Source organism: Luteimonas marina (assembly GCF_007859325.1).
GTDB classification, from domain to species: Bacteria; Pseudomonadota; Gammaproteobacteria; order Xanthomonadales; family Xanthomonadaceae; genus Luteimonas; species Luteimonas marina.
The window spans coordinates 189,914-202,901 of the sequence record NZ_VOHK01000005.1; the positions used below are offsets into that span (position 1 = coordinate 189,914).

General features: G+C 70.2%; 11 protein-coding genes and 1 riboswitch. Of the genes, 5 read left to right on the forward strand and 6 right to left on the reverse strand.

What is annotated here, in order from left to right:
* Positions 1 to 80 precede the first annotated feature (80 nt).
* A complete protein-coding gene (bioD, locus tag FQY83_RS12560) occupies positions 81 to 776 on the reverse strand; it encodes a dethiobiotin synthase (RefSeq protein WP_146388304.1) in 696 nt (231 codons plus the stop codon).
* Between the two features lie 101 nt (positions 777 to 877).
* Between bioD and FQY83_RS12565 the strand changes: the two genes are divergently transcribed.
* From FQY83_RS12565 to FQY83_RS12575, 3 genes are all read left to right on the forward strand, one after another.
* Positions 878 to 1,360 (forward strand): GAF domain-containing protein, encoded by a 483-nt coding sequence (locus FQY83_RS12565; RefSeq protein ID WP_146388305.1) that lies wholly within the window; start codon positions 878 to 880, stop codon positions 1,358 to 1,360.
* Positions 1,357 to 1,743, forward strand: coding sequence for a TfoX/Sxy family protein (locus FQY83_RS12570; RefSeq protein ID WP_146388306.1), 387 nt, complete (start codon positions 1,357 to 1,359; stop codon positions 1,741 to 1,743). The genes FQY83_RS12565 and FQY83_RS12570 overlap by 4 nt, the downstream gene beginning before the upstream one ends.
* Positions 1,744 to 1,776: 33 nt before the next feature.
* Positions 1,777 to 2,010: riboswitch (cobalamin riboswitch) on the forward strand.
* Positions 2,011 to 2,130: 120 nt separating this feature from the next.
* Entirely contained in the window at positions 2,131 to 3,996 is a 1,866-nt protein-coding gene (locus FQY83_RS12575; protein WP_238333494.1) for a TonB-dependent receptor domain-containing protein, read from the forward strand.
* Positions 3,997 to 4,199: 203 nt separating this feature from the next.
* Here the strand turns inward: FQY83_RS12575 and gph are convergent, their stop codons facing one another.
* The 4 genes from gph to polA form a co-directional block, all read right to left on the reverse strand.
* On the reverse strand, positions 4,200 to 4,874 hold the full coding sequence (gene gph, locus FQY83_RS12580) for a phosphoglycolate phosphatase (RefSeq protein ID WP_146388308.1): 675 nt from the start codon (positions 4,872 to 4,874) through the stop codon (positions 4,200 to 4,202).
* 207 nt (positions 4,875 to 5,081) lie between these two features.
* Positions 5,082 to 6,167: a DNA polymerase IV gene (gene dinB, locus FQY83_RS12585; protein WP_146388309.1), complete on the reverse strand. Its 1,086-nt coding sequence runs from the start codon at positions 6,165 to 6,167 to the stop codon at positions 5,082 to 5,084.
* 28 nt (positions 6,168 to 6,195) lie between these two features.
* Complete coding sequence (locus FQY83_RS12590; RefSeq protein ID WP_425478656.1) at positions 6,196 to 6,675, reverse strand: DUF421 domain-containing protein; 480 nt, start codon at positions 6,673 to 6,675, stop codon at positions 6,196 to 6,198.
* A 701-nt stretch (positions 6,676 to 7,376) separates the two neighbouring features.
* Positions 7,377 to 10,157: a DNA polymerase I gene (gene polA / locus FQY83_RS12595; RefSeq protein WP_146388310.1), complete on the reverse strand. Its 2,781-nt coding sequence runs from the start codon at positions 10,155 to 10,157 to the stop codon at positions 7,377 to 7,379.
* Positions 10,158 to 10,316: 159 nt separating this feature from the next.
* On the opposite strand from polA, the gene FQY83_RS12600 reads away from it, so the two are divergent.
* Positions 10,317 to 10,616: a DUF2782 domain-containing protein gene (locus FQY83_RS12600; protein WP_146388311.1), complete on the forward strand. Its 300-nt coding sequence runs from the start codon at positions 10,317 to 10,319 to the stop codon at positions 10,614 to 10,616.
* 40 nt (positions 10,617 to 10,656) lie between these two features.
* Positions 10,657 to 11,718: an oxidoreductase gene (locus FQY83_RS12605; RefSeq protein WP_146388312.1), complete on the forward strand. Its 1,062-nt coding sequence runs from the start codon at positions 10,657 to 10,659 to the stop codon at positions 11,716 to 11,718.
* Positions 11,719 to 12,066: 348 nt separating this feature from the next.
* Here FQY83_RS12605 and gnd read toward each other — a convergent pair whose 3' ends face one another.
* Positions 12,067 to 12,972, reverse strand: coding sequence for a phosphogluconate dehydrogenase (NAD(+)-dependent, decarboxylating) (gene gnd / locus FQY83_RS12610; protein ID WP_146388313.1), 906 nt, complete (start codon positions 12,970 to 12,972; stop codon positions 12,067 to 12,069).
* Positions 12,973 to 12,988: the final 16 nt, after the last annotated feature.

Sequence of the window (12,988 nt, forward strand, 5' to 3'; positions counted from 1 at the left end):
CCAGTGTCTTTTGCGCCAAAGTCAAAATGGATCCCCGCTTTCGCGGGGATGACGGCCTTTGATTGGATGACGACCTTCTCTTACCGGACCTCGGCAGGCGACAGCAGCGACGAGACGTCCAGCGCACGCCCCGCAGCGACACCGTCGCCCTCCGGCGCATGCGCCAGCACACCCAGGCACGGCAGCGGCAGCGCATCGCGCAGCAGGCCGAGGTAGTCGTCGACGCGATCGAACTCCGGATCGACGCGATTGCCGATCCAGCCGACGAGTCGGCAGCCGTCCGCCGCCACCGCGCGCGCCGTCAGCCGCGCATGGCTCAGGCAGCCCAGGCGCAGGCCAACGACGAGCACCACGTCGGCATCGATCGCGCGCACCAGCGCCGCCTGGTCGAAGCCGTCCGCCAGCGGCGCCGCCCAGCCGCCGACGCCCTCGACCACCATCGCCTCCGCGTCCGACGCCAGCCGCGCGTACGCGGACAGGATCGGCGGCAGTTCCACGACGGCGTCCGCATCGCGCGCGGCCAGCTGCGGCGCGGTCGCCGCCGGCAGCGCGTACGGATTCACGTCGGCGTAGGCGGGCGTCGGTTCGCTGGCGGCGAGCAGGGCCAGCGCGTCCTCGTTGCGCCAGCCTTGGGCGGTCGCCTCGCAGCCGCTCGCGACCGGCTTCATGCCCACCGCGCGCAAGCCGCGCGCGCGCAGGGCGTGCAGCAGCGCCACCGACGCGAAGGTCTTGCCGACGCCGGTATCGGTGCCGGTGACGAAGCACGATCGCGTCATGCCGCGCTCCGCAGACAGCGCGTCGACGCATCGTTCCCCAGGGCCTGAAACCGCGTCACTGCTCCTCCGGGCGCGCCGGAGCGCGCTGCTACACTGGCCGCATGTTCTCTGCGACCAGTCTAAGCGGCAGCAAGGCCGAACAGTACGCCCAGCTCGCCGAACAGGCCCGCGCCCTGCTGCACGGCGAGCACGACCGCATCGCCAACGCCGCCAACCTCTCGGCGCTGGTCTACCACGCGCTGGAGCGGCTGAACTGGGTCGGCTTCTACTTCTTCGACGGCACCGAACTGGTGGTCGGCCCGTTCCAGGGCCTGCCCGCCTGCGTGCGCATCCCGCTCGACAGGGGCGTGTGCGGCGCCGCCGCGAGCCGCCGCGAAACCCAGAGGGTCGAGGACGTGCACGCCTTCCCCGGCCACATCGCCTGCGATGCCGCCTCGCGCTCGGAGCTGGTGGTGCCGCTGGTCCGCGGCGGCGAACTGGTGGGCGTCTTCGACCTCGACAGCCCGGATCCGGCGCGTTTTGACGTTACAGACCAGGAGGGGCTGGAAACCATCGCCCGCATCTACGTCGAGGCACTGCCATGAACGCACCGCTGAAGCTGCGCAACATCGGCCCGAAATCCGCGGCCTGGCTGCGCCAGGTCGGCCTGCGCACCCAGGAAGACCTCGTTGCCGCCGGCCCGGTGGACGCGTTCATGCGGGTCAAGCGCGCCGGCTTCAAGCCCAGCCTCAACATGCTCTACGCGCTGGAAGGCGCGCTGCAGGACTGCCACTGGCAGGAAGTGCCCGAGGCACGGCGCGCGGAACTGGTGGCCGCGGTCGAGGCCGCGACCGCCGAGCTGCCGCCACCGCGCGGCCGCCCCGCCGCCGCGCCGGTGACCACCACGCACCACCAGAGCGAGGAAGCGCCGGCCTCGTTCGGGTTCCTCGACGAGCCCGGCGGCGGCGAAGACCGAGATCGGGATTGACCTGCTGTGGGAGCGCCCTTCGCGATTCCCGTACAATGCCGGCTGCTTCGAGGTGGCCCGCGGACGTTCGTCCAAGGGCTGAAACGGGAAGCCGGTGACGCCGGCGCCGCCATGTGCGGCGCGGCCATTCCGGCACTGCCCCCGCAACGGTAAGCGAGTACGACCGCCGCATCCGCCACTGTGCATGACGCATGGGAAGGCGCGGCGGTCGAGGCATCGGATGCCTCGCCCGCGAGTCCGGAGACCGGCCACGAAGCCCACTGGTTGCGATGCGGAGGGCGTCGCGGCGGCGATGCCGGGCGTTTCCGGTTCCGCAGCCCCTCCCTCTCCACGCGACCGCTTCCGAAACCCGGCGCGTACGCGGGTGTGCGCGCGATGGAGACCAGCATGCTTCGCCCCCTGTCCACGGCCGTCGCCGCCGCCCTGTTCCTGCCCCTGCTCGCATCGACCGCGCGCGCCGATTCCGCCGCGGTCGACCTCGACGAGGTCGTCGTCACCGGCACCCGCACCGAGGTGCCGCTGGTCGACAGCCTGGTCCCGGCGCAGGTCATCGACCGCGCCGCGATCGAGCGCAGCCAGGCGCGCGACCTGATCGAACTGCTGCGCGGTCGCGCCGGCGTCGACATCGGCAACACCGGCGGGCGCGGCAAGCTCAGCAGCCTGTACCTGCGCGGCGCCGAGTCCGACCACGTGCTGGTGCTGGTCGACGGCGTCAAGTTCGGTTCGGCCACCGCCGGCATGCCGGCGATCCAGGACCTGCCGGTGGCGCAGATCGAGCGCATCGAGATCATCCGCGGCCCGCGCTCGAGCCTGTACGGCTCGGAGGCGATCGGCGGCGTGATCCAGATCTTCACCCGCGGCGGCGAGGCCGACGGCCTGTCGCCGTACGCGACGGTGGGCGGCGGCAGCCACGGCAGCCGCGACGCCAGCGCCGGCTTCGACTACCGCGGCGAACGCGGCTGGATCGGCGCCCACGGCGGCTACGATTCCACCGACGGCATCAACGCCTGCCGCGGCTCGGGCACGCTGTTCCAGGGCTGCTTCGCCGACGAACCCGACGACGACGGCTACCGCAACGTTTCGCTGAACCTGCGCGGCGGCTTCCGCATCAACGATGCAACGACGCTGGAAGGCAACTTCCTCAACGCCGCCGGCGACAATGAGTTCGATGGCTCCTGGACCAACCGCTCGAAGACGCTGCAGCAGGTGACCGGCGCACAGCTGCGCTACGCGCCCGAAGGCGGGCGCATCGGCCTGAGCGCGGCGCTCGGCCGCAGCAAGGACCAGTCCGACGACTACCAGGGCGACGCCTTCGTCAGCAGCCTCGACACCCGCCGCGACAGCGCCTCGGTGCAGGCCGACGTCAAGCTGGCGGCCGCGCATTCGCTCAGCGTCGGCGTCGACTACAGCAACGACCGCGTCGACGGCACCACGGGCTATACCGTCGACGACCGCGACAACACCGGCGTGTTCCTCGCCTACAGCGGCAGCGCCGGCAGGCACCGCTTCCAGGCCAGCGTGCGCAACGACGACAACGAGCAGTTCGGCAACCACCTCACCGGCGGCCTCGGCTGGGGCCTGTCGTTCGACAACGGCCTGCGCCTCAACGCCACGCTCGGCACCGGCTTCAAGGCGCCGACCTTCAACGACCTGTACTACCCCGGCTCCGAGAGCCCGTGGCTGCAGCCGGAAGAATCGCGCAGCCTCAACCTCGGCCTGTCGCAGTTCAGCGAGCGCTTCCACTGGTCCTTCGACGTCTACGAGAGCCGCATCGACAACCTGATCGTGTTCGTTTACCCGCCGCCGGATTTCCTCGGCGTGGGCAGCAACATCGACGAAGCCCGCATCCGCGGCGCCGAACTCACCTTCGGCACCTCGTTCGCCGGCTTCGACCTGTCGACCCAGCTCAGCCACGTCGATCCGCGCGACCGCAGCGGCGGCGCCAACGACGGCAACGTGCTCGCCCGCCGCGCGCGCAGCACCGGCCGCGTCGACCTCGACCGCGAATTCGGCCCGCTGCGCGCCGGCATCACCGTGCAGGGCGCCGGCAGCCGCTACGACAACGCCGCCAACACCGCGCGACTGGGCGGCTACGCCACCACCGACCTGCGGCTGGAATACGCCTTCCACCGCGACTGGAGCCTGCTGGCCCGCGCCAGCAACGTCTTCGACCGCGAGTACGAAACCGTGGCCTGGTACTACCAGCCCGGCCGCGAATACCACGTCGTGCTGCGCTGGCGTCCGGCGCGCTGACCAGCGCCATCGTGCGGGGCTACCCTCGGGCGATACTTTTTTCCCGCGACGACGAACCCACTGTCGTCATCCCCGCGAAAGCGGGGATCCATTTTGCTTTGAGCCAGAAAGACACTGGATCCCCGCTTTCGCGGGGATGACGGCAGCAATGTCGACCATCGAAGCGTCGCGCCCGAAGGCACACCCGCAACGTGACTACCGGATCAATCGCCGGCTTCCTGCGGTAGCAACCGCCGCAGGTCGTCGATCACGGCGCGCGCATCGGCGTTGCGCACGTCGAAGTCGCGGTGGTACCCATAGTCCACCAGCACCAGCGGCATGCCCGCCGCGTGCGCGGCCTCGGCATCGGTGCGCGAGTCGCCCACCATCGCGCACGCGTGCACCGGCACGCCGAAGCCATCGGCCAGGTGCCGCAGCGGCAGCGCGGCGGGCTTGCCTTCGGGCAGGGTGTCGCCGCCGACGATGCCGTCGAACAGTTCCCGCCAGCCGAGCGCCTCGAGCAGCGGCGCGATGAAGCGTTCGGGCTTGTTGGTGCACAGCGCGACCTTCACGCCGCGCGCGCGCAGCCCGCGCAGCGCGTCTTCCGCGCCCGGATAGGCCCGCGCCTGCTGCGGCAGCGAGTGCGCGTAGTGCCGCATCAGCATGGCGAAGGTCCGGTCGAAGCCGGGCCCGTCGGGCAGGTCGGCGCCGGCATGGCGCAGCGCGCGATGCAGCAGGATGCGCGCGCCCTCGCCGATCCATTCCAGCACCACCGCGGGCTCGACGCGCGCGTGCCCCAGCTCCGCGAGTGTCTCGTTGACCGCACCGGCGATGCCGTGGGCGCTGTCGATCAGGGTACCGTCGAGGTCGAACAGCACCGCGCGGAAAGGGAAGGGCATCGCATCGTTCGCCTGGAATGGAGCGCGAAGTCTATCTGCTGCGCGCGCGTCGCGGTCATGGTGGCCCGCGATACGACACCTGAAGCATTCGACAGAAGAGGCCTGTCATTCCGAGCGCAGCGAGGAATCTGCTCTTGCGGTCGCCCATCGCGGCCGCGGGACACAGATTCCTCACTGCGCCCGGAATGACACCTAGTCGGGGGCGGCTCAAATTGCGCGTACCGCGGTTTCCCCGTCGAACAGCTCCGGCTGCAGCCCACCCTCGTCCGCATCGCGGAAATTGGACAGACCAACGCCGACCAGCCGATAGCGCGTGGCATCTGGCAGGCCCACGCGCGCGAGCAGCGACAGCGCGATCGCGGTGAACGCCTCCAGCGAGGCCGGCGGCGCGTCCGGCGTCAGGCTGCGGGTGAGGATGCGGAACTGCGCGGTCTTGAGCTTGAGCACCACGGTGCGGCCCACGCGCTCGGTCTTGCGCGTCGCGTTCCAGGCCTTCTCCGCGATCCGGCGCACGTGCGGCGCCAGTTCGCCCAGCGGCAGGTCGCGCTCGAAGGTGTCCTCGGCCGAGATCGACTGCACCGGCTGGTCCGGCTCCACCGGCCGCTCGTCGATGCCGCGCGCGCGTCGGTACAGCGAGGCGCCGAAGCTGCCGAAACGCGCCTGCAGTTCCTCCTGCGGGAACGCTCGCAGGTCGCCCACGGTCGCGATGCCGAGCTTGTCCAGCTTGCCCTGCATCACCTTGCCCACGCCCGGGATCTTCGCCACCGGCAGCGGCGTCAGGAAGGCCTCAACCTGCGCCGGCTTGACCACGAACAGGCCGTCGGGCTTGTTCCAGTCCGAGGCGATCTTGGCGATGAACTTGTTCGGCGCCACTCCTGCCGAGGCGGTGAGCCGCGTTTCCTCGCGGATGCGCGCGCGGATCGCCTGCGCGGTGGCGGTGGCGCTGGGCGAGTCGATCTTCGGCGCGGTGACGTCGAGGTAGGCCTCGTCCAGCGACAGCGGCTCCACCAGGTCGGTGTGTTCGAGGAAGATCGCGCGCACCTGCCGCGACACCGCCTTGTAGCGCACGAAGTCCGGCGGCACGAACACCGCGTCGGGGCACAGGCGCTCGGCGCGCATCGCCGGCATCGCCGAGCGCACGCCGTACGTCCTCGCCTCGTAGGACGCCGCGCACACCACCGAGCGCGCGCCGCGCCAGGCCACGACCACGGGGCGGCCGCGCAGCGACGGATCGTCGCGCTGCTCCACCGACGCGTAGAACGCGTCCATGTCGATGTGGATGATCTTGCGCACGGCAGTGCGCCGATTCTAGCGCCCGCGGCTATCCCGGATCGCATTTGACGATGCTGATGCGGCCGTTGGTCTCCAGCACCGCCAGCCGGATATCCGCGGCCTCGGCGCAGTCGGCCGCGCGCATCTCGGACTCGAACTCGGCGCGGCTGATCGACTGCCGCCGCAGCGCGGCCTCGAACACCACGCCGTCGCGCGCGAGCAGGACCGGGCTACCTTCGACGAGGCGGTCGAGCGCGGGATGGCGCGCGGTGACGAAACCGGTGAGCCAGTTCAGCGCGACCAGGGTCGCGGCGAGGATCAGTCCGCCCGGCAGCGACGTGTCCTCGCCGATCAGCGAGTTCTGCACCGCGGTCCCGAGCAGCACCACCACGATCAGGTCGAACGGCGTGAACTGCCCGACCGTGCGCTTGCCCGACAGGCGCACCAGCGACAGCAGCACGACATACACCGCGATCGCGCGCAGCACGAACTCCCACCACGGCATCGACAGCTCCAGCAATCCGGACACGGCGGTGGCCTCCTCGCAGGGACGCCGTACTCTCGCATCGACGGGATGAAGGTGGTGGCAGGGACCGGGCGGGAGCAGGGACGGCTTGTAGATCGGCGGGTCGGCGATCGGCGCGGACTCCCGTCACCTCAATCCACCCCTGCTTGTGCGGGAGGGCTGCGATGGCGGAGCAATCCGGATGCGGGGCAACAGGAAAGCCTTGTCGCCTTGTCATTTCGACCGCAGGGAGAAATCTCGTCTCCGGTGCAGGGAAAGAAGATTTCTCCCTGCGGTCGAAATGACAAGGCTTTCCAATGACAAGGCTTTCTTCGGATCATTCCCGGACCTGGGAATTACCCAATAAAAAGCCCCGCAGGCAGGGGGGGCCGGCGGGGCTCGGGGAACGGGACTCGGGGAGAAGTCTTCGTTCCGGGATCTGCTCCAGGGGATGGGAGAGATCTGCGACAGACCTTGCATCTGTCGCGATCTATATGACCATTCCGAACATTGAGAGTTCGTGAAGATCGGGGTCCGTTTCCCGGAAAGTTCAGCCTGCGTTTACTTCCGCCGCCGCGACGCCGTTTCCACCGGCGTTACATGCGTTACATCCCCCTGCCGAAAGTCATGCTTCACGGAAAAAACGCGCGAAACCAGCGCGGAAATCGAGGCCCGCGGCGGCCGCTCGCGACAAAGCTGAACACGCCGGCGTCACCGCCGCCGCCTCAATGCGCCTCTTCCCAGTTGTCCCCCAGGCCCGAATCGACCACCAATGGAACACGCAGTTCCGCCGCAGCCGCCATTCGCGCCGGCACTTCGGCCAGCAGCGTGTCGACGAAGCCGGCGTCGGCCTCGAACACGAGTTCATCGTGCACCTGCAGGATCATCAGCGCCTGGCCGCCCTGCCCGGCCAGCCAGGCGTCGATGTCGACCATCGCGCGCTTGATGATGTCGGCCGCGGTGCCCTGCATCGGCGCGTTGATCGCGGCGCGCTCGGCGCCGGCGCGCTGGCCTTGGGTGCCGCGTTGGATGTATTCGAGGTAGAGCCGCCGGCCGAACACGGTTTCGACGTAGCCCTGGTCGCGCGCCTGCTGCCGCGTGCGCTCCATGAAGTCGCGCACGCCGGGGTAGCGTGAAAAATAGGTGGCGATGTAGTCCTGCGCCTCGCCGCGGCCGATGCCGAGGTTTCGCGCCAGTCCGAACGCGCTCATGCCGTACATCAGGCCGAAGTTGATCGCCTTGGCGGCGCGGCGCTCGTTCGACGTCACCTCTTCCAGCGTGCGGCCGAACACTTCCGCCGCGGTGGCGCGATGGATGTCGGCGCCAGCCGCGAATGCGTTCAGCAGGCCGGCGTCCTCGGACAGGTGCGCCATGATCCGCAGCTCGATCTGCGAGTAGTCGCAGGCGACGATCTTCCGGCCCTGCGGCGCGACGAAGGCCTTGCGGATGCGGCGGCCGTCCTCGGTGCGGATCGGGATGTTCTGCAGGTTGGGATCGCTGGAGGCGAGCCGGCCGGTGGCGGCGCCGGCCTGGTGGTAGCTGGTGTGCACGCGGCCGGTGTCCGGGTTCACCATCTCCGGCAGCTTCTCGGTGTAGGTGCTGCGCAGCTTGGCCAGGCCGCGGTACTCGAGGATCACCCGCGGCAGCTCGTGCTGGTCGGCGATGGCCTCCAGCGCTTCCTCGTTGGTGCTCGGCTGGCCCTTGGGCGTCTTCACCAGCGCCGGCAGCTTCAGCTCGTCGAACAGCAGCGCCTGCAGCTGCTTGGGCGAATCGAGGTTGAAGCTGCGGCCGGCGAGTTCGGTCGCCTTCTGCTGCGCGGCCAGCATGCGCCGCGACAGGTCGGCGGTCTGCCGGCGCAGTTCGTCGGCGTCGATCTTCACGCCGTTGGCCTCGATACGCTCGAGCACCGGTACCAGCGGCATCTCGATGTCGCGGTACACGCCTTCCAGCGACGGTTCCACCGCCAGCTTCGGCGCCAGCACGCGGTGCAGGCGCAGGGTGATGTCGGCGTCCTCGGCCGCGTAGCGCGCGGCGTCGTCGATGGCGACGGCGGAGAACGGGATCTGCTTCGCGCCCTTGCCGGCGACCGACTCGTACTTGATGGTGTCGTAGCCGAGTAGGCGCTGGGCCAGCGAGTCCATGTCGTGGCGCTGGCTGGAGTTGAGCACGAAGCTTTCCAGCATGGTGTCGTCGGCATAGCCGCGCACGGCGACGCCGTGGCGGCGGAACACGTGCAGGTCGTACTTGCCGTGCTGGCCGAGCTTGCGCCTGCCGGCATCCTCCAGCAGCGGCTTGAGCGCGGCGAGCGCGGCCGCGCGGTCGAGCTGGGCCGGCGCGCCGGGATAGTCGTGGCCGAGCGGCAGGTAGGCGGCATGGCCGGTTTCCACGGCGAAGCTGATGCCGACGAGGTTGGCGCGCATCGGGTCGAGCGAATCGGTCTCGGTGTCGAGCGCGAATTCGCCGGCGGCTTGCAGCTTCGCGATCCACGCGTCGAGCTGCTCCATCGTCAGGATCGCCTCGTATTCGCCGGGCGCCGACAGTTCCGCGGCCGGCGGCGCTTCGTCCGCTTCCGCCGGCGCGGCGTAGCGGCCGCTGCCGCGCGATTTATGCGGGTCCCCCGCAAGAGCCCGCACATCCATGTGCGGACTTTCCAATGCATTTACCCCATCGAGCTCCTTCAGCGCCTGGTTGAAGCCGTAGCGCGCGTACAGCCCGCGCAGCGCGTCCACGTCGCGTTCGCGCAGGCCCAGCGCCTGCGGCGCGACGTCGAGCGCGACGTCGGTCTTGATCGTCGCCAGCTGCCGGCTCAGCGGCAGCTGGGGCAGGGCCTCGCGCAGGCTCTCGCCGATCTTGCCCTTGATCGCTCCGGCGTTCGCGACCACGCCGTCAAGCGTGCCGTACTCGGCCAGCCACTTGGCCGCGGTCTTCGGCCCGCACTTGGGCACGCCGGGGATGTTGTCGATGCTGTCGCCCATGAGCGCGAGCATGTCGACGATCTGGTCGGCGCGCACGCCGAACTTCGCGACCACCGCCTCGTCGCCGTCCATGCGGCTGCCGGTCATGGTGTTGACCAGTTCGACGTGCGGCCGCACCAGCTGGGCGAAATCCTTGTCGCTGGTGGAGATGGTGACGTCGATGCCGTCCGCCGCGCCCTGGAGCGCCAGCGTGCCGATCACGTCGTCGGCCTCCACGCCCGGCACGCGCAGGATCGGCAGGCCCAGCGCCTCGACCAGCTGCAGCATCGGCTCGACCTGCGCGCGCAGCTCGTCGGGCATCGGCGGGCGGTTGGCCTTGTACTGCGGATACAGCGCCTCGCGGAACGTCGGCCCGCTGGCGTCGACCACGAAGGCGGCGTAGTCGGGCTGTTCCTTCAGCGTGGCGCGCAGCATGTTGACCACGCCGAACAGCGCCCCGGTCGGCTCGCCGTCGGCGTTGGTCAGCGGCGGCAGCGCGTGGAACGCGCGGAACAGGTACGAGGAACCATCGATCAGGACGAGTCTGGGCATGCACCGATTCTACGCCGCGCAAGTCGAAACCAGACGCCACCGGGATGACGAACGCGTCGCCACGCGGCAGGAACGGTGAACCACCGCGCTCCCGCCCTCTCCACCCCACCTTCGCCATCGCGGCGCATAATGTTTCCGAATCCACCCCGGATGCCCGCCATGCGCAACACCCCCCACCTCCTGCCCATCGCCCTGTCCGCGCTGCTGCTGGCGCTGGCCGCCTGCACCACGACGGGGCCGGCCACGGTCGACATCCCGCCGGACGCGGTCGAGAACAGCCGCACCGAAGCCAACGGCGACGTCATCACCGAATACCGCGTCAACGGCGACCTGCGCGTGGTTCACGTGAAGCCTTCGCGCGGCCCGGCCTACCACCTGTACGTGCGCGACGGCCGCGTGCTGTCCACGCGCGAGGGCGACGACCCGCCGCAGACCTATTTCAAGCTGTTCGGCTGGTGAGCCCGGCCCGCAGCGCCCCGGCGTCCGGGCGGGGGCGGCGATGAGCGCGCCGATCAACGTCGCGCTGGTGGGATACGGCTACGTCGGCAAGGTCTTCCACGCACCCCTGCTCGCGTACACGCCCGGGCTGCGCCTGCACACCGTGGTGTCCGGCGATGCCGGCAAGGTCCACGCCGATTTTCCCGATGCGCGCGTCACCGGCGATCCGCAGGCCGCGTTCGCCGACGACGCCATCGACCTCGTCGTCATCGCCGCGCCCAACGCCGTGCACGCGCCGCTGGCGATCGCCGCGCTGCGCGCCGGGCGCCACGTCGTCGTCGACAAGCCCTTCACCACCTCGCTCGACGAGGCACAGCGCGTGGTGGCCGCGGCCGAAGAGGCGCGGCGCATCGTCAGCGTGTTCCAGAACCGGCGCTGGGACGCGGACTTCCTCGCCCTGCGCGCGCTGGTCGAGGACGGCACGCTCGGCGAGGTGGCCGAACTGCACTCGCACTTCGACCGCTTCCGGCCGCAGGTACCCGACCGCTGGCGCGAGCGCGCGGGGCCGGGCGCGGGGCTGTGGTTCGACCTCGGCCCGCACCTGCTCGACCAGGCGCTGCAGCTGTTCGGCCCGCCGCTGTCGATCCAGGCCGACATCGCCATGCAGCGCGAGGGCGCGGTGGTCGACGATTTCTTCCACGTGCTGCTGCGCTACCCGCGCCTGCGCGTGGTGCTGCACGCGGGCGCGCTGGTGCCGGCGAGCGGGCTGCGCTTCGCCGCGCACGGCACGCGCGGCAGCTTCAGCAAGCGCGGGCTGGATGCGCAGGAGGCGATGCTGAAGGACGGCGTCGCGCCCGGTTCGCCCGGCTGGGGCCGCGACCCGTCGCCGGGGACGCTGGTGCGGATCGTCGATGGCGCGCCGGTCGAGTCCGTCGTCGAGGGCGTGGCCGGGGACTACCGCGCGTTCTACGCCGCGATGCGCGATGCGATCCTGGGCGGCGGCGAGGCGCCGGTGACCACGCGGCAGGCGCTGGACGTGATGCGCCTGCTGGAGGCCGGCGCGGCGAGCACCGTTGAAGGACGCGCGATCGAGCTTGATCCGGGAACCGCTCCGGTAGCCTGAAGTCGGATTCTCGCGGAAGCGACCCTGGTCGCAATGCGCCGGAACGAGGCCCGGCGTGTTCTCGAGCCGCTCCCTTGCACCTCGGTTCCCGTCATCCCAGCGCAAGCTGGGATCCATTTTGCTGTTGATTCCCTTCGGCGATCAGGCATCGAAAAAGTCAAGATGGATCCCGGCTTTCGCCGGGATGACGATGCCGGCACGTCGGGAATGGATGCGAAAGCCCTCAGGCGGACCACCAGCACCAGCAGCGTCCCGCGACTCACCATCGCCTGCGCCTGGCTGCCCGGCAGCAGCTTGCGACGGCAGGCATCGATCGAACGCAAGCCGCCAGCCCGGAGGCCTAACCGCTCAGTCGCGCTTCACCCCATGGCCACCGAAGGCGTTGCGCAGCGCCGACAGCAGCTTGTCGGCGAAGGCATCGTCGTCGCGCGAGCGCAGGCGTTCGATCAGCGACTGGGTGATCACCGGCGCGGCGACGTCGAGTTCGATCGCCTCGGCCACCGTCCAGCGACCTTCGCCGGAATCGGGGACGTAGGGCGCGATGCCGCCGAGGCCCGGGTTCTGTACCAGCGCTTCGGCAGCGAGGTCGAGCAGCCACGAGCGCACCACGCTGCCGTGCCGCCAGATCTCCGCAAGCTGCGCGATGTCGGGCGTCAGTTCGCGCTTGCGCTCGAGGATGGCGAAGCCTTCGGCGTAGGCCTGCATCATTCCGTACTCGATGCCGTTGTGGATCATCTTCGCGTAGTGCCCGGCGCCGCTCGGCCCGACGTGGCCCCAGCCGCGATCGGGCGCCGGCGCCAGCGCCTGGAACAGCGGCGACAGGCGCGCAGCGGCCTGCGCATCGCCGCCGACCATCAGGCTGTAGCCTTCCGCGAGCCCCCACACGCCGCCGCTGGTGCCGACGTCGAGACAGGCGATGCCGGCCTCGCGCAGCGCCTCCGCGCGCCGCTGGCTGTCCTTGTAGAACGAGTTGCCGCCATCGACCAGGGCGTCACCCGCCGACAGCAGCGGCTGCAGCGCGTCGATGGTCGCGTCGACCACGGCGCCCGCCGGCACCATCATCCACAGCGCGCGCGGTGCATCGAGCGACGCGACCAATGCCTCCAGGGATTCGACGGTGGCGATGCCTTCCGCCGCCACCCGCGCCCGCGCCTCCGGCGTCGGGTCGAAACCGGTGACCGCATGCCCGCCGCGCTGCAGCCGCTGCGCCATGTTCGCGCCCATGCGGCCCAGTCCGATCATGCCCAGCTGCATCCATCCTCCCTGCGCA